The sequence below is a fragment of the Pontixanthobacter sp. genome, from assembly GCF_049682855.1.
In the GTDB taxonomy this organism is placed as follows: domain Bacteria; phylum Pseudomonadota; class Alphaproteobacteria; order Sphingomonadales; family Sphingomonadaceae; genus Pontixanthobacter.
The window spans coordinates 103,177-119,208 of record NZ_JBAUIK010000007.1; the positions used below are offsets into that span (position 1 = coordinate 103,177).

15 protein-coding genes are annotated in these 16,032 nt (G+C 58.1%); 9 read left to right on the forward strand and 6 right to left on the reverse strand.

Annotated features, from left to right (window positions below):
* Positions 1-51 precede the first annotated feature (51 nt).
* Entirely contained in the window at positions 52-1,083 is a 1,032-nt protein-coding gene (gene pyrC, locus WA922_RS03470) for a dihydroorotase (RefSeq protein ID WP_424770281.1), read from the forward strand.
* On the opposite strand, the gene rarD is transcribed toward pyrC, so the two are convergent.
* On the reverse strand, positions 1,080-2,006 hold the full coding sequence (rarD, locus tag WA922_RS03475) for an EamA family transporter RarD (protein WP_424770282.1): 927 nt from the start codon (positions 2,004-2,006) through the stop codon (positions 1,080-1,082). The genes pyrC and rarD overlap by 4 nt on opposite strands.
* 380 nt (positions 2,007-2,386) lie before the next feature.
* On the opposite strand from rarD, the gene WA922_RS03480 reads away from it, so the two are divergent.
* Positions 2,387-3,115: a hypothetical protein gene (locus WA922_RS03480; protein ID WP_424770283.1), complete on the forward strand. Its 729-nt coding sequence runs from the start codon at positions 2,387-2,389 to the stop codon at positions 3,113-3,115.
* 5 nt (positions 3,116-3,120) lie between these two features.
* Here the strand turns inward: WA922_RS03480 and astD are convergent, their stop codons facing one another.
* A complete protein-coding gene (gene astD / locus WA922_RS03485; RefSeq protein ID WP_424770340.1) occupies positions 3,121-4,542 on the reverse strand; it encodes a succinylglutamate-semialdehyde dehydrogenase in 1,422 nt (473 codons plus the stop codon).
* Between the two features lie 114 nt (positions 4,543-4,656).
* Positions 4,657-6,054: a protein adenylyltransferase SelO family protein gene (locus WA922_RS03490; protein ID WP_424770341.1), complete on the reverse strand. Its 1,398-nt coding sequence runs from the start codon at positions 6,052-6,054 to the stop codon at positions 4,657-4,659.
* A 72-nt stretch (positions 6,055-6,126) separates the two neighbouring features.
* Here WA922_RS03490 and WA922_RS03495 point away from each other — a divergent pair, with 72 nt between their 5' ends.
* The 5 genes from WA922_RS03495 (at position 6,127) to WA922_RS03515 (ending at position 11,944) form a co-directional block, all read left to right on the forward strand.
* Positions 6,127-6,999, forward strand: a complete 873-nt coding sequence (locus WA922_RS03495; RefSeq protein WP_424770284.1) for an alpha/beta fold hydrolase — start codon at positions 6,127-6,129, stop codon at positions 6,997-6,999.
* On the forward strand, positions 6,996-8,147 hold the full coding sequence (locus WA922_RS03500) for a glycosyltransferase (protein WP_424770285.1): 1,152 nt from the start codon (positions 6,996-6,998) through the stop codon (positions 8,145-8,147). Before WA922_RS03495 ends, WA922_RS03500 begins: the two co-directional genes overlap by 4 nt.
* Before the next feature lie 122 nt (positions 8,148-8,269).
* Positions 8,270-9,079 carry a tetratricopeptide repeat protein gene (locus WA922_RS03505; RefSeq protein WP_424770286.1) on the forward strand — a complete coding sequence of 270 codons (810 nt, stop codon included), beginning with the start codon at positions 8,270-8,272 and terminating at the stop codon, positions 9,077-9,079.
* A 45-nt stretch (positions 9,080-9,124) separates the two neighbouring features.
* Positions 9,125-10,477 (forward strand): PQQ-binding-like beta-propeller repeat protein, encoded by a 1,353-nt coding sequence (locus WA922_RS03510; RefSeq protein ID WP_424770287.1) that lies wholly within the window; start codon positions 9,125-9,127, stop codon positions 10,475-10,477.
* Between the two features lie 81 nt (positions 10,478-10,558).
* On the forward strand, positions 10,559-11,944 hold the full coding sequence (locus WA922_RS03515; protein ID WP_424770288.1) for a methyltransferase family protein: 1,386 nt from the start codon (positions 10,559-10,561) through the stop codon (positions 11,942-11,944).
* 12 nt (positions 11,945-11,956) lie between these two features.
* Here WA922_RS03515 and WA922_RS03520 read toward each other — a convergent pair whose 3' ends face one another.
* Positions 11,957-13,327 (reverse strand): glutamate--cysteine ligase, encoded by a 1,371-nt coding sequence (locus tag WA922_RS03520; RefSeq protein WP_424770289.1) that lies wholly within the window; start codon positions 13,325-13,327, stop codon positions 11,957-11,959.
* 104 nt (positions 13,328-13,431) lie between these two features.
* Positions 13,432-14,175: a 16S rRNA (uracil(1498)-N(3))-methyltransferase gene (locus tag WA922_RS03525; RefSeq protein WP_424770290.1), complete on the reverse strand. Its 744-nt coding sequence runs from the start codon at positions 14,173-14,175 to the stop codon at positions 13,432-13,434.
* Between the two features lie 56 nt (positions 14,176-14,231).
* Here WA922_RS03525 and WA922_RS03530 point away from each other — a divergent pair, with 56 nt between their 5' ends.
* A complete protein-coding gene (locus tag WA922_RS03530) occupies positions 14,232-14,591 on the forward strand; it encodes a hypothetical protein (RefSeq protein ID WP_424770291.1) in 360 nt (119 codons plus the stop codon).
* A gap of 39 nt (positions 14,592-14,630) precedes the next feature.
* On the forward strand, positions 14,631-15,563 hold the full coding sequence (gene ubiA, locus WA922_RS03535) for a 4-hydroxybenzoate octaprenyltransferase (protein ID WP_424770292.1): 933 nt from the start codon (positions 14,631-14,633) through the stop codon (positions 15,561-15,563).
* Positions 15,564-15,598: 35 nt separating this feature from the next.
* On the opposite strand, the gene WA922_RS03540 is transcribed toward ubiA, so the two are convergent.
* Positions 15,599-15,973, reverse strand: a complete 375-nt coding sequence (locus WA922_RS03540) for a VOC family protein (protein WP_424770293.1) — start codon at positions 15,971-15,973, stop codon at positions 15,599-15,601.
* Positions 15,974-16,032: the final 59 nt, after the last annotated feature.

A 16,032-nucleotide genomic window follows, 5' to 3' on the forward strand; every position in this document is an offset into this window, starting at 1 on the left:
CTTTATACCGTGTTCCAACTGTCCCTGTTATATGGAAAAGTGCTGCCGAATATGAACGAGCTGACGATCCGCCGCCCTGATGATTGGCATGTCCATTTGCGCGATGGGGACGTTATGCGCGGTGTTGTGGCGTATACTGCGCGGCAATTTGCGCGCGCCATCGTAATGCCCAACCTGTCCCCGCCGATCACCGATGTTGCGGGCGCACAAGCCTATCGTGAACGGATTCTGGCAGCGGTACCAGGCGGCATGTCCTTCACGCCGCTCATGACCTGTTATCTGACGGACCGGACAGACCCGGATGAGATTGCACGCGGATTTGATGAAGGCGTGTTCACAGCGGCGAAGCTCTATCCCGCCAATGCGACCACCAATTCGGCCAATGGCGTGAGCGACATAGACGCGCTCGGCAGCGTGCTGTCGCGGATGCAGCGGATCGGCATGCCCTTGCTGATCCACGGCGAAGTGACCGACCGTGATGTGGACATATTTGACCGCGAGAAAGTATTTATCGAACGCAGTCTGCGTAAAGTGGTCGCGGGATTTCCCGATCTGAAAGTGGTATTTGAGCATATCACGACGGCGGATGCCGTCGAATTTGTTGAGCAATCCGGTCCCAATATTGCTGCGACTGTTACGCCGCAACATCTGCATATCAACCGCAATGCGATGCTGGTTGGCGGAATGCGGCCGCATGCTTATTGTCTGCCAGTGGCCAAGCGCGAAATGCACCGCCTGGCTCTGCGCACAGCGGTGACCTCGGGCTCACCCAAATTTTTCCTGGGCACCGACAGCGCGCCCCATGCCCGAGGTGACAAGGAAAGCGCCTGCGGCTGCGCAGGCATTTTCAACGCGCCATATGCGCTCGAAAGCTATCTCACCGTGTTTGAGGAGGAGGGCGCTCTCAATCACTTTGAAGCCTTCGCATCGCTCAATGGTCCGGCGTTTTATGGTTTGCCGGTAAATGAAGACATGGTGACGTTACGCCGCAGCGGATGCGATATTCCTGCGATGGTCGATGCGAACGGTACGGATATCGTTCCGTTCCACGCAGGTGACCGGTTGGCATGGACGTGTGCCTAAGGCGTTGCTGTCACAGGTTTTTTGCGGCGCGACCATATATCCCAAAGGAAAATCGCCAGCGCGGTCCAGATCAGAATAAAACATAGCAGCTGCGCGGTTTTGAGCTCTTCCTTGAATACGAACAGACCGAGAAAAAATACAATTGTCGGGGCGAGAAACTGAATAAATCCCAGAGTGGAATAGTCCATCCGCCGCGCAGCCAGAGCAAACAAAAGCAGCGGGATGGCGGTAACTATTCCGCCGAGCATAATGTACCCGCTCAGCACCGGATCACCGCCAAATGCGCTACCTTGCGACGATTGCGCGTAATACAGAACGATGGCAACCGCTGGCAGCAGGAGAATGGCCGATTCGATGGTCAGTCCGGGCAGCGAGCCGACGGCGACCTGCTTGCGGAGCAGACCATAGGTGCCGAAACTCATCGCCAGCGTCAGGCTGATCCACAATGTGGTCAGCGCGCCGCTAGCCAGGATCAGCACGCCGCTCGCTGCCAATCCCACCGCGACCCACTGTTTGCGGGTGAGCTTCTCGCTCAGAACCAGCGTGCCCAGAACCACATTCAGCAAGGGATTGATGTAGTAGCCAAGGCTGGCTGCAAACACATTGCCCGTCTGGATCGCCCAGACATACATCAACCAGTTGATCCCGATCAGCGCCGCGCTTGCGCTCAGAAACACAAGGCTGCGCGGGCTTTTCAAAGCTGCCAGCAATTCCCCGGCCTGTTTACGAAACGCCACAATCAGCAAACAAAACGGCAAAGTCCAAATAATCCGCCACCCGACAAATTCAAATGGCGGGACAGTTTTCACCAGGATAAGATAAAGCGGCAGAAACCCCCAAATAGTATACGCGCCCAGTGCAGGGATCAGACCGGATTTTGCCGGTCGCAACGCCGCCTCCGGATCATGTGGTGCCTGGCTCATCCGTAGCGTTTACGCCGGTGCCTGTCATGCGGCAACCGACAGCGCGCGCAATTTCTGACGATATCGTTGCATTCAGTTCAGAAAAACCGCTCTATAGATGAATGGCAATGAGGTATCGCAATACGCGCGCCCGCCTATACCATCTTCGGCTGTTCCCACCGGCAGCCAAAGCGCAGCCTGAAAAGGGTGTGGAAGGGATCCGGCCTGTCATAGCTGGCAGCCGGATCCCTTTATATTGAACGGCACCGAGCGCGCCGGTTAATATTCTCGGGCAGACCATCCTTTATCGGGACAGCCGAAAAATTAACCATATTTTGTAACAAGCCATTAACTCCGGCACAGTGATGCATGGGGACATTCTGATTGATGGAGTTTTTGCGATGCCCGCTTTCATATCCAGGCATGTGTTGCTGGCCGGCACGGTGCTTCCCCTTCTAATCCTTGGCGCCTGCAGCAGCGAGGCGGATGATGGTGCTGCTGGCGAAATGGATCCGGCGGCGGAGCAGGCGCTGAATGACCAGATTATGGTCGATCCCGATCTTGCCAATCAGAATGAGGCGAATGCGGCACTGACAGGGGGAACAGACCAATCAATCCCGCCCGAAAACATGACTCCTGAGGCGATAAATGCCGCGCGCGAGGCGGCGTTCGCGCTCGTTGGCGGCAGCGCCGGGTTTAAGGATTTGCCCGCGCCGGAGCGGCTGGAGCGGTCCATTCCCCCATCCTCTACATTGACCGCAGCAGCGCGTGCCGCGGCCTCGCCCGGCGGTGCCAATTGCGCAGAGAAAGTAGAATATTCAGCAGCTTGGGCGGCAAAGTTGCCAGCCGATTTCCCGGTCTATCCGCGCGGCACCACGAAGGAGGCGGCCGGAACCGATGTCGGGGACTGTTCCTTGCGGGTGGTCAATTATCTCACGCCGGTTCCGCTCGATGAAGTGCTGAAATTCTACTACAGCCGCGCGCTTTCTGCCGGTTACTCTTCCGAGCATGTCACATATGACGGCGATAACATAATCAGCGGTATGAAAGGGTCCGGCAGCTATGTCGTTTATGGACGCAGCTTGCCCTCTGGCCTGACCCAGATCGATCTGGTCACCAGCGGAAACTAAGCCGTTTAGGTCTGTTTCATGCCCACGCCGATCGTCGCGCGCGGCTGATCCATTTCTGTGCTTGCCACGGGATAGGCGCAGTAATCGGCTGCATAAAATGCGGCAGGGCGGTGATTGCCTGACAGACCGATCCCGCCAAATGGTGCGTTGGACGATGCGCCATTGGTCGGGCGATTCCAGTTGATAATGCCAGCGCGGATATTGGCCCAGAACCGGTTATAGTCTTGCGGATTGCCGCCAATCAGCGACGCCGACAGGCCAAATCGCGTGCGGTTGGCCTCAATAATTGCTGCATCAAAATTCTTGACCTTGATCACTTGCAATAGCGGGCCGAACAATTCCACATCGGGCCGATCCGTCATCGCTGTGGTATCGATAATGCCTGGTGAAATGAACGGCAAATCGTCATTCGGGCGCTGCATATGGCGGATCGCTTTTCCGCCATTCGAAAGCAGATACAAAAAGCTCTCAACCAATTGATCGGCAGAAGCGTTGTCGATCACCGGGCCCATAAACGGGGCAGGATCGGCAAAGGGTTCATCCACGATAAGTTTGCCGGTCATGGTTTTCAGCTCTTCCACAACTGCATCGAACATGCTTTCGATGATGATCAGTCGGCGCGCTGCGGTGCAGCGTTGTCCCGCGCTGGTAAACGCGGATTGCACGATTAAAGTCGCCGCATCGCTTACCTTCGGCGTTTCGATCACAACAATGGGATTGTTTCCGCCCATTTCCAGCGCGACGATTTTGCCCGGATTGGTCGAGAGTTTTTTGTTGATCGCGATGCCGGCCTGGGCAGAGCCTGTAAACAGCACACCATCCACGCCGCGATGCGCGACCAGGGCCTTGCCTTCCTCCGGACCGCCGACAAAGAACTGGGCGACCGCTGCCGAAATGCCCGCTTTGTGCATGCATTCCATCAGCAATTGACCAACCGCAGGGGTTTTCTCGCTCGGCTTGAAAATCACGACATTGCCAGCGATGAGCGCCGGAATAATATGGCCATTGGGCAGATGGGCGGGGAAATTATACGGGCCCAGTACCACCATTACGCCGTGCGGCTTGTGGCGGACTGCGGCAGTTCCCTGAATACCGCTATTGAGTTTTTTCTGGCCCGTACGCTCTGCAAAGGCGGTTACAGAGATGTCGACCTTGTTCATCACCGCTTCGACTTCGCTACGCGCTTCCCACAGCGGTTTGCCGGTCTCCTTGGCAATCAGTTCGGCCATTTTGTCGGATGCACTACGCACTTCATTAGCAAAACGGCGGCACAGCTCGATGCGGGTTGCCAGCGGCTTGGCCGCCCATTCGGGCCACGCGCGCCGGGCGCGGTCCACTGCGGCATCGACATCATCAATTTTGCCGCGCCACAATTCTTCGCCGGTCGCCGGTTCAAAGGAAATAAGCTCTGGTCTAACCACGCTGATCGTCGTCCCGTCTGTGTGCGAGTCAGTGACTCGTCGTCCATCTATTACATGCGTTCTGACAGGCTTCTACTGTCCGGTGCGGTAAGGTCAATTAGCTGGCACATATCATTCGTGTCATTCGTGCCCGCGCGGGGTTGGCGGGGTGCCATGCGCCTCCCCCATCCAGCGGATTCGAGCAATCTTATCGTGCAGCGGCTGCCAGTCATCGCGCCGGGCGATGGCATCCCACACCCGTTCGACCTCATCAATGACCAGAGATTCCGCCGTGTCCTCCTGCCAATATGGGTGGGAGCTGTCCGTCGGTACGTAGCCCGCCAGCGCCTGCGCCGTGCCGTCCGCCGCATCACGCCCGCCGCGGTGACGGTGAAAAAAGCTGTCTGGCTGAACGCCGCTGCTGCGCATTGCCTGTTCACACGCCGCCACCAGCGCAGCGTCTCTTGTCGGGCTGTGCGGTGCAACCCCCAGCCGCCAGCACCACCGCCGCGCAACCGCCTCCATATATAGCGGCCCAAACCGTTCCATCGCCGCGATCAGCGGCGGAGCATCGACGAGCAATCTTAGAGCGACTGCCAATTGTCCGCAGTTCCAGTGGATCGCTTCGGGCTGGCGGCCAAAGGCATAGAGGCCCGAATGATCGAAATAGGCGGCGGTGAAGCCAGCATCCCAGCTTGGCAGCCAGCGCCACGGCCCGTAATCGAAACTCTCGCCGGTAATGTTGATATTGTCGGTATTGAGCACGCCGTGAACGAAGCCTGCCACCATATAGCTGGCGGCAAGATCAGCCATCCGGCTGATTACCTGATGCATTAATTGCACGGCTGGCTCATCGCGCCCCGGTGCATCCTGCGGCGGCGGCGGACCGGGAAAATGGGCTAGGCAGTAACCGACAAGAGCGGCCATATGGTCGCGTTCCTCCAATGCCAGCAGACGTTGGAAAGTCCCGATACGCAGATGCCCGTGGCTAAGGCGCACCATCACGGCCGAGCGGGTAGGAGAGGGTTCATCGCCGCGCTCCAATTGCTCGCCGGTTTCGATGATCGACAGCGTTTTGGATGTGTTTACGCCCAAAGCTTCCAGCATCTCGGTCGCCAGAACTTCACGGACTGCGCCTTTCAGCGTCAACCGCCCATCGCCAGCGCGGCTATGTGGTGTGCGTCCCGATCCTTTCGTGCCCAGATCAAGCAAACGTCCCTCATCATCGCGCATTTGCGCAAACAGAAAGCCGCGCCCATCGCCTATTTCCGGATTGTAATTGCGGAACTGGTGCCCGTGATAACGCAAGGCCAGCGGCTGCGGCAGATTATCCGCCAGCGGTTCAAACCGGCCAAAGTGTCGCTGCCAATCCTGATCCGGCAAACCGGCGAGCCCGACAGAGCGCGCTGCGTGGTCATTGCGGAAACGAATATCGGTTGCGGGGAAAGGGGCCGCAGACACAGGATCGCCCAGCCAATTCGCCAATTCCAATATCTTCGGGTCCGGCCTATAGGCTGCGGCTTGCGGTTCGGCTGTCATCGCGCGATAATGGACGCCGTGATTGCCAGATGCAATCTGGTCTGCTGACAGGGATAGGGAAATTTCCGCCACATGGATAAAGCATATAGCAGCCGTTTCTGGGAAAGCGCAGACGGGTTAAGACTGCATTACCGCCATTATCCAGCGCGCAATGGTGCCAAACCAGGCGCTGCGCCGATCCTGTGCATGCACGGTCTGACGCGCAATGCGCGCGATTTCGCCATACTGGCGCAGCATTTATCGCAAACGCACGACGTGCTGGTGCCCGAAATGCGTGGGCGCGGGGGGAGCGATTATGCCAAAGATTTCGCCACCTATAACCCGCTGACCTATGTGGCGGATATTGAGGCATTGCTCGCCCATGAAAACATATCACGGTTTATTGCGATCGGGACCTCTCTGGGCGGATTAATGACGATGATTATGGCCGCTGGCGGCGCAGAGCGAATTGCCGGAGCAGTGCTGAATGATATCGGTCCTGCAATTGATGCGGAAGGAATTGCGCGTATTCGCGAATATGTCGGCCAAGGGCGCAGCTATGCGTCATGGATGCATGCCGCCCGCGCTTTGGAGGAAGAGCATGCTGCCTCATTTCCCGCATTTAGTCTGGATGACTGGCTGGCAATGGCCAAACGCGGCATGGCGGTGCAGCAGAACGGCCGGATACTGTTCGATTATGACATGAACATTGCCGAACCATTCCAGAATGATGACGGCGCTGCGCCGCCCGATCTTTGGCCCGCTTTAGAAGCTCTCGCCGGGCGGCCTGTACTGATTGTGCGCGGCGCCTTGTCCGACTTGCTGAGCGAGGCGACACTGGCCGAAATGCTCAGGCGGTTGCCCGATGCCGTATCAGTAACTGTGCCCGATATCGGCCATGCGCCGCTGCTGGAGGAGCAGGCCGTTATCGATGCAATCGATGCATTATTGGCCCGCATTTCATGAGTGGAGAAACCGTGCGGCAGCCGCGCATCCTGCATTTGCATTCGACATTTTCTGCTGGCGGCAAGGAAATCCGCTGTGTGCGTTTGATCAATGCTTTCGGCACACAATTCAGCCATGCCATTGTCTCTGCCATGCCCGACCACATGGCGGCGGCGCGCCTGATCGCAAACGGCATGCGCGTCACTTACCCCAATAATTTTCCATCATTACGCGGCCGCCCGACCCCGGGCCGTTTATATAAAATCGCCGCCGCGATGCAGGGGTATGATCTGGTACTGACCTATAATTGGGGTGCAATGGATGCGGTCATGGCGCACACCTTGTTCAAGGACAAACTCGGTTTGCCCCCGCTGATCCATCATGAAGACGGATTTAATGAGGATGAACAAAAACGGTTGAAGCCCACGCGCAACCTCTATCGCAGGATTGCGCTTGGCAAATCGTCGGGCCTGGTGGTCCCCTCCGAAGTGCTGGAAGATATCGCGCTGACCATCTGGGATCAGCCAATGGGCCGGGTGAAGCGGATCGCCAACGGGATCGAAACCCGCAAGTTCGCCAGAAAACCGAAGCCCGATGCGCTGCGCGGTGTGGTGAAGCGGACGGACGAATTCTGGATTGGAACGCTTGCCGGTTTGCGTGCAGTGAAGAACCTGCCCAAATTGGTCGCCGCGTTCGCTTCCATGCCCGAGGAATGGCAATTGGTGATTGTCGGGGAAGGGCCGGAAGAGGATGCCATTCGCGCCGAAGCAGACCGGCTCAATATCGGCCACCGAGTCCATCTGCCCGGCTTTGCCGCCCAGCCGGAGCGGTTTATCGGTCTGTTTGATATATTTGCGCTATCTTCCGATACGGAACAGTTCCCGATCTCGGTTCTGGAGGCGATGGCCTCCAGCATTCCGGTCGTGTCAACCAAAGTGGGCGATGTCGCAGATATGGTCAGCGCGCCAAACCGCCCCTTCGTGGTGGATGGCCGTACAGCCATAGCCGTGACCGGCGCGCTAGACGCGTTGGTAGCTGATCCGGCATTGCGCAAAACACTGGGCGAAGCCAACCGGATCAAAGCGTTAGAGGAATTTGACGAGGCGGTGATGATCGACAGCTATTTACGGCTATATTCGTCAGCAATGGGCGTTCCCGTCACACGCTAACCCGCTCTGCTTCACCTTTGGTTCACGCTGCGGGGGACAGCAGATCAAACAAGAATTGCATCGCATGGCCCATCGGCTAAAGACGGCGCACTGTTTTTGTTAAAAGATTGGACGCGCCACCCGTGGCCCTTACACCGACATCTCCCGAAACGCCTAAACCCTCCCGCGACCAGAAAAAGGTGGCCGAAGAGGATGTGCTGATGCGCGAAGTGGACGAGGCTGTCCGGCAGGACCAGCTGGCGACCTTTGCGGAGAAATACGGGAAACCATTGATCGCGGCGATCGTGCTGGGTTTGGCAGCATTTGCAGGATATCTTTACTGGGACGGCCAGAACACCGCCGCGATGGAGCGCGATACCGAAACATTGACCAGCGCGCTGGATCAGCTTGAAGCGGGGAATCTCGATACTGCCTCGACCACGCTGGGTCCGCTGGTTGCAGAGGGAAATGGCGGCGCGAAAGCCGCCGCACAATTGTTACAGGGCGGGATTGCGCAGCAGCAGGGCAAATCCGCCGAAGCCGCGCGCATCTTTGCGGCAGTGGCTGCTGATCAGGGTTCGCCCGAAACCCTGCGCAACCTGGCCACTATTCGGGAAATTGCGGCTACTTTCGATACGCGCGAACCCGCAGACATTATTGAACGGCTCAAACCGATGGCCGTGCCGGGCAATGCCTGGTTTGGCAGTGCGGGCGAAATGGTTGCGATGGCCTATCTCAAGCAGGGTAAACGGCAGGAAGCCGGCACTCTGCTTGCCGCCATCGCCAAAGACGAGGATGTGCCAGACAGCCTGCGTTCACGCACGCGCCAATTGGCTGGCCTGCTGGGTGTTGACGCGATTGAGGATGTTGACGAAATACTCGAGGAGATCGGCGCGAATGACGATGCGCCATCCACCGCTGCGCCTGCTGCCAACGGGGCACCTGCGCAATGATTGATTTGCAACCTGACCGCACACGAAATAGGATATGCCTGACCAATGATCAGTAAAAATTCTGCAAGTTTAGGGCGTATCGCTACGGGTCTGTGTTTGATCGGGGCATTGTCTGCCTGCAGTGGCGGCCTGTTTGGCGGGGGCTCGGATGAGAAAACGACCCCGACGCTCGGCAACCGGATTGCTGTTTTGTCCACCATTGCCAATGACGCTGAAGTCGATCCCGCGCTGGCCGGTACATCGGTCGTATTGCCGCCCCCTGCTGTCAATACCGAATGGGCCCAAGCTGGCGGCAATGCCGGTAAATCCAATGGTCATGTGGCCTTGGCCGAAAGCCCCTCAGTCGCGTGGAGCGTTCAAATAGCCGGTTCGACCAACCGCCGCCGGTTGGCGTCTTCGCCGATTGTGGGTGGGGGCGTGCTGGTGGCGGTGGATACCAACGGCGTTGTCCATGCCTTCGACGCGCAGAGCGGCGCACGCCGCTGGACCTATAAGATGGCCGTTGCCAGCAATTTGGAATCGGCAGCCTTCGGGGGCGGCGCGAGCTACGACAATGGCAGGATCTACGCCACAAATGGCATCGGTGAAGTGGCGTCGCTTAATGCCTCAACCGGCGCCGAAATATGGAAGGTGAAGCCGGCTGGTCCGCTCCGCGGCGCACCGACAATTGCCTTCAATGCCGCATTTGTGATGACCCAGGATAACCAGATTATCTCGCTCAGCACCGAAGATGGCAGTAATTTATGGCAGGAATCGGGCTCTACCGCGCAAGCGGGCGTGTTTGGCGTGGCTGCCCCTGCCGCAGGTCAAGGGACCGTTATCGCCGGTTATAGTTCCGGGGAGCTGGCCGCATATCGCTATGAAAATGGCCGGACTTTGTGGTCGGATGCTCTGGCACGCACCTCGATCTCGACATCGGTGGGCGCGCTGACCGATATTGATGCCGATCCGATCATCGACCAGGGCCGGGTCTATGCGCTGGGCCAGGGCGGCCGGATGGCAGCCTATGAGCTGATTACGGGACAGCGCATCTGGGAAATTACCGTCGCGGGCATTTCAACACCGGCAATCGCTGGCGAGTGGATTTTCGCATTGACAGATGATGCACGGATGCTGGCGATCGCGCGTTCCACCGGCAAAATCCGCTGGATTACACAATTGCAGCGTTATGAGGATGTAAAAGACAGCGAGGGGCCGATTTTCTGGACCGGCCCCGTGCTCGCGGGCAATACGCTGTGGGCAGCCAGCACGGAGGGCGAAATTCACCGCTTGAGCGTGGGCGAGGGGTCAAGCAGTCTGTTTATGGATTTGAAGGAACCCGTGTCGCTCGCGCCGTTGGTGGCCAACCAGACCATGTATATACTCGATGATAGCGGGCGCATCACTGCGCTGCGTTGATATAGCCGGGTCGAGGGGCAGTCAGCCTCAATAGTACCGGTATTACCGATGCATTAACCGTTATCGGGTATGCGACAGGGCATGAGCCAGTCAGCACACCCCGCCCCGGCAACCGCTGCTTCGCGGCCTTCGCATAGCGGCTTGCCAGAAAGCGATGTATCGGCCGTTGTCGGTTTTGTCGGGCTGTTTGGTCTGATCCTATGGCTGCTATTCTGCCGTAATTACGCGCCGATCGCTGAAATGCTCGATCTGCCGGGACCGCGTGAACCGCTGTCTGGCCCCTATGCCTCGCTTGCGGCTTTGCTGTTTTCTGCCGGTCCGATGATCGCGTGGTCAATATGTGTAGACAAGGTCCATCGCCGCCCGTCCACCGGGATCGATTGGGACAATCCGCGCCCGATTGCGGCAATTAAAGACGTCACACTGGTCAAGATCACCGGATTGTGGGCGACCTGGGGAATTATCGGTTTCCTGTACGGCGCGGGGCGCTGGTATTGGGACGGGTCCTATCTGTTCGCGATGGACGTCATTGGCGCGGCGGCGATACCGCTATTTGTGCTGTCTATTCCTTACGTGCTGTGGATCGACCGTGTGATGATCAATCCGCGCGACCATGTGTGGCATTTCGGCGCAATGTTGCTCGGCCGCGAGGCGTATGATCCCGGCGAAGTGAAAAAGCACTGGCGGGCATGGATTATCAAAGGCTTTTTCTCCGCCTTTATGATTTCGATCCTGCCGGGCGGTTTTGCCTATGCGGTAACTGTCGATACGGCCGGAATCATCAGCGATCCGGTACGCTTTGGTCTGTTGATGATCCAGCTTCTGTTCCTGATCGATGTGCAGATCGGCACGGTCGGTTATCTGGTCACCATGCGCCCGCTTGACGCGCATATCCGCAGCGGCAACCCGTTTCTGGCGGGCTGGATGGCGGCGCTGATGTGCTATCCGCCGGTTGCCTATGCTTTCATGTCGGGCGGGATGATCGCTTATGAGATCAATACGCCCGGCTGGACCCACTGGCTCGCGGGCAATACCCCGCTGCTTTATATCTGGGCTGCGTGGCTCACGGCACTGACTGCGTTTTATGCGTGGGCGACGGTGGCGTTCGGCCTTCGTTTTTCCAACCTGACCTATCGCGGCGTTCTGACCAACGGGCCCTATCGCTATACCCGGCACCCTGCCTATCTGTCGAAAAACACCTTTTGGTGGTTTGCGACATTGCCGTTTTTGGTAACCAGCCATTCGATGGTCGATGTCATCCGCAACACATTCTTCCTCGGCTGCGTTAGCGCAATTTATTATTGGCGCGCCAAAACAGAAGAAGCGCATCTGCTGCAAGAGGATGCGAAATACCGCGAATATCACGCCTGGATGGAAGTCAATGGACCGATCACCAGCCGCCTCGCCAGAATGAAACGCATATTCCGCCCGCGCGGACCCGTGATCCAGCACCAACCGGCAGAATAAAGTCGCGGCGGGTCAGAAGCTGTATTTATAGACCCGCTTGACATCGCCGCCCCATTCGCCGTGATAGCGGTCGAGCAGACGCTGTGCCGGCGATTTGCCGGTTGAAACAATTTCATCAAGCGTTTCGAGGAAACCGGTTTCATTGTCTCCGCTGGTGTTCAGGCGCGCACGCGCCGACAGGCCTGCCCGCGCTATGCTGAGGACGTCCGCGCCAAGATCGCGCAATTTTCCGCCGCCGGGAACCGGCGTAGCCAAGCCGTCTTTCGGCACAGCGTTACGCAGTGCCTCGCGCTCCTCCATCGTCCAGTGCTTGACCAGATCCCACGCTGCATCCAGCGCCGCCTGATCGTATAGAATGCCGACCCAGAAAGCGGGCAGAGCACAGATCCGGCTCCACGGTCCGCCATCCGCGCCGCGCATTTCGAGAAAGCTTTTCAGTCGTACTTCCGGAAATGCGGTGGACAGGTGATCCCACCAATCGCTTTCGCGCGGCAGCTCGCCCGGCAGAACCGCCAATCGGCCGTTCATAAAGTCGCGAAAGCTATGCCCTGCCGCATCAATATATTTCCCGTCCCGAAATACAAAATACATCGGCACATCAAGCATGTAATCGACATAGCGGTCATATCCGAACCCGTCATCGAATACGAATGGCAGCATGCCGGTACGATGCGGATCAGTATCTGACCAGATATGGCTGCGATAAGAGAGGTATCCGTTGGGTTTGCCTTCGGTGAAGGGCGAGTTGGCAAACAGCGCAGTGGCGAGCGGTTGCAGCGCCAGGCTGGTGCGGAATTTCTTGGCCATATCGGCCTCTGATGCGTAATCCAGATTGACCTGAATGGTGCAGGTCCGCAGCATCATATCGAGGCCCAGATCACCGACCCTGGGCATATGGCGCAGCATGATGGCATAACGCCCCTTGGGCATGATCGGCAATTCCGCACGGGTTTTATCAGGCCACATGCCAAGGCCCAGAAAGCCAACCCCGCATTTCTCGCCAACCGCTTTCACTTGTTCCAGATGGCGGCCTGTCTCGGCGCAGGTTTCATGCAAATTATCCAGCGGCGCACCGGATAGTTCGAGCTGGCCCGCCGGTTCCAGGCTGACGGTCCCATCGGGCCCGCGCATGGCGATCACTTCGCCATTTTCCTCAACCGGCTCCCAGCCATAATCGGCCAGCGCCAGCAGCAGGTCGCGAATGCCGCCGCTCTCATTGTGCGACGGGGCGCGCAAATCATCGCGTTTGAAGACCAGCTTTTCATGTTCGGTGCCGATCCGCCAGTCGCTCTTTGGCTTCTCACCCGCTTGCATGGGCGCGGCCAACTGGTCGCGGTGTTCGATGAAGGGATCGGCGGCCCCGGATGCGTCTCGCGTGCTCATCCCTCCGCGTTAGGCAACCCAGCGCAAACTGACCAGAAAATTTGCGGCTCGGGCGAAATTTTGCCCCGTTATGGTGGCGGCTGCGATGGCATCGATCATTGAGGCTACCAATCGCCAGCCACGCCCATCCACAATGCGGTCGCCGCGATAGCAGCGGTTTCACCGCGCAGAATGCGCGGGCCTAGCGTAATCGGTTTAACCTCAGGATGGGCGAGTAACAGCGCACGTTCAGCATCATCAAATCCGCCTTCCGGCCCGGTTAACAATGCAGCGGGGCCGCGCGTATTACGAAACGTTTGATCCGCCGGTGCGCCGCCATTCTCATCGGCGAAAAACAGCGTCCGGCCTGCGGGCCAGCGTGCCAGAAATATGCTGAGTTTCTCAACCGGGGCCAGAGCAGGCAAGGCGGTCCGCGCGCATTGTTCCGCGGCCTCCGTTATGATCGACACCGCGCGGTCGGTGTTGAGTTTATCTGCAACGCAGCGGCGGGCAATAACCGGGCGGATTGCGCGAACGCCCAGTTCGGTCGCCTTTTCCAGCACCAGATCGAAGCGGTCTTTCTTAAGCAGGGCCGGACATAGCCAGAAATCGGGCACCTGTTCGCGCGGGCGCAATTGCTGCGTGACAGCCAGCGTCACGTCGCGTTTGCCAATGGAGGTAATGTCTGCCGCCCATTCGCCGGTCTGGTTATCACACAATATGACGATATCGCCCATTGTGACGCGCATCACACGCGACAGGTAATGCGCCGCGCTACCAGACAGTTCGACCAGGCTGCCGGGGTTCAATTGCTCCGTGACGAATAGTCGCGGCGCGCTTTTCGGGGGCCATGTCGGGGTTTTGGGCATTCTGCTCGCTCTTTATTTACACACAGCGCGCGAATTGGGCGCTTAGGAGGACACATATGCGTAGCGTATTTCTAGCACTAGCAGGCACAACTGCAATCTGCATCAGCGCCCCCGCAATGGCACAGGCCATCCCGCAAGGCACCTATGTCAATCAAGATGATAGCGCAAAATGGGTGTTCGGAGCGCGCACCGGCTCATTTATACAGTACAAATCAATCAACGGTAATCCCGGTGTAATCACGATTGAGTTCGAATATTCGGTGTCAGGCGGTATGATGACATATCGCCAAACGCGCATCTCTTTGACCGATCACCCGATGGCGCGTACGCAAACTCTGGACAAGACATCTACTGAACAGATTGAGATACGGCCGGATGCTATTGTTATTGGCGGGGCAATTTACCGCCGCTCCTAAACTCTAGTGTAGGGCGTATGGACAATGTATGGCGCCGCCATGAGCGATACGCCGCATTCTGATACGCCAGAGGGAATTGTCCCCGATACGCAGCATCGCGGGCTGATTGCGCGTTTGCCGCAAATGCCGCGTGATCTGGCGCAATTGGCCCGGTTTGATCGGCCGATTGGCTGGTGGCTGCTATTCTGGCCGTGTGTGTGGGGGGTATGGCTCACCGGAACGGGGCTGCAATGGCAATTGCTGTTGTGGTTTCTGCTGGGCAGTATCGCCATGCGCGGGGCGGGCTGCGTCTATAATGACATCGTTGATGCCGATCTGGACCGGCAAGTGGCGCGCACGGCGGCGCGGCCTGTGGCGAGCGGGCGGGTGAGCAAAAAAACCGCTTGGGCGTGGCTGCTCGCCTTATGTTTGATCGGGCTGGCAGTGTTATTACAGCTGCGGCTTGAGGCGCAAATTGTCGCTTTGGCTAGCGTCGCTCTGGTCGCGGCCTATCCGTTTATGAAGCGCATTACATGGTGGCCGCAGGCGTGGCTGGGCATGGTGTTCACATGGGGCTTGCTGACCGGGTGGAGCGCCATGCGCAGCGACCACCTGGATGCGCTCGCGGCGCTGTATGTCGGCTCTGCCCTGTGGGTGATCGGCTTTGATACGATCTATGCCTTGCAGGACCGGGAGGATGATGCGCTGGTCGGTATCCGGTCCAGCGCATTGCGATTGGGCGGCAAAGTGCGCGGCGGTGTGGCGTTATTTTATGGCGGGGCTGCTGGCCTATGGGCGCTGGCATTCTGGCTGCTTAGGCCTGACCCCGTTGCATTGCTGGCGCTGCTACCGGTTGCTGTGCATTTGTGCTGGCAAGTGATCACGCTGGATACCGAGGATGCGGCCAATCCGCTGGACCGGTTCCGGTCGAATCGTTTTGCGGGCGCTTTGATGGCTGCGGCGTGTTTTGTGGTGGGCAATGCGGGCGCCTGACAGGTTGTTCAAATAGCGGGCGACGCAGGATGATCTCATTCATAGCTGACCACCTCGAATTCGATCCCGTCCCAATCGTAGAAGTAGAACGTGCTCGGGCCTGGGTCATAGGTGCCATCATTGAAAGGCTCCAAAGCGGCATCCACCACCGTCTGCCGGGCTAGGTCGAGGTCAGTCACTTGAATGGCGATATGGTTAAGTGGTTGTCCCTTGGTGAAGCCACCGTGTGCCGCATCATTGGTATATAGAGCAAGATAATGTGTCTCGCTGCCGACATGGATCGTGTAACCGTCATTCATAGAAGGCCCCTCCCAGCGGATATGCCAACCGCATGATTTTTCAAAAAATGCTGCGCTGCGTTTGGGGTCGCTGACAGTGATATTGGCGTGCTCTAGTTTGGCGATTTGCATGGTGTTTCCTCTGGTTTAGCCGTGAGCGCATGATCAGCTGATCGCACTATGTGACGGCT

What these genes read in the sequence shown, in the direction of transcription:
- WA922_RS03515 (WP_424770288.1), top strand. Translation starts at nt 10,559, where the DNA reads ATGAGCCAGTCAGCACACCCCGCCCCGGCAACCGCTGCTTCGCGGCCT.
- WA922_RS03490 (WP_424770341.1), bottom strand. Translation starts at nt 6,054, where the DNA reads ATGACAGCCGAACCGCAAGCCGCAGCCTATAGGCCGGACCCGAAGATA.
- WA922_RS03530 (WP_424770291.1), top strand. Translation starts at nt 14,232, where the DNA reads ATGCGTAGCGTATTTCTAGCACTAGCAGGCACAACTGCAATCTGCATC.
- ubiA (WP_424770292.1), top strand. Translation starts at nt 14,631, where the DNA reads ATGAGCGATACGCCGCATTCTGATACGCCAGAGGGAATTGTCCCCGAT.
- pyrC (WP_424770281.1), top strand. Translation starts at nt 52, where the DNA reads ATGAACGAGCTGACGATCCGCCGCCCTGATGATTGGCATGTCCATTTG.
- WA922_RS03500 (WP_424770285.1), top strand. Translation starts at nt 6,996, where the DNA reads ATGAGTGGAGAAACCGTGCGGCAGCCGCGCATCCTGCATTTGCATTCG.
- WA922_RS03495 (WP_424770284.1), top strand. Translation starts at nt 6,127, where the DNA reads ATGGATAAAGCATATAGCAGCCGTTTCTGGGAAAGCGCAGACGGGTTA.
- WA922_RS03510 (WP_424770287.1), top strand. Translation starts at nt 9,125, where the DNA reads ATGATCAGTAAAAATTCTGCAAGTTTAGGGCGTATCGCTACGGGTCTG.
- WA922_RS03540 (WP_424770293.1), bottom strand. Translation starts at nt 15,973, where the DNA reads ATGCAAATCGCCAAACTAGAGCACGCCAATATCACTGTCAGCGACCCC.
- WA922_RS03480 (WP_424770283.1), top strand. Translation starts at nt 2,387, where the DNA reads ATGCCCGCTTTCATATCCAGGCATGTGTTGCTGGCCGGCACGGTGCTT.
- WA922_RS03525 (WP_424770290.1), bottom strand. Translation starts at nt 14,175, where the DNA reads ATGCCCAAAACCCCGACATGGCCCCCGAAAAGCGCGCCGCGACTATTC.
- WA922_RS03520 (WP_424770289.1), bottom strand. Translation starts at nt 13,327, where the DNA reads ATGAGCACGCGAGACGCATCCGGGGCCGCCGATCCCTTCATCGAACAC.
- rarD (WP_424770282.1), bottom strand. Translation starts at nt 2,006, where the DNA reads ATGAGCCAGGCACCACATGATCCGGAGGCGGCGTTGCGACCGGCAAAA.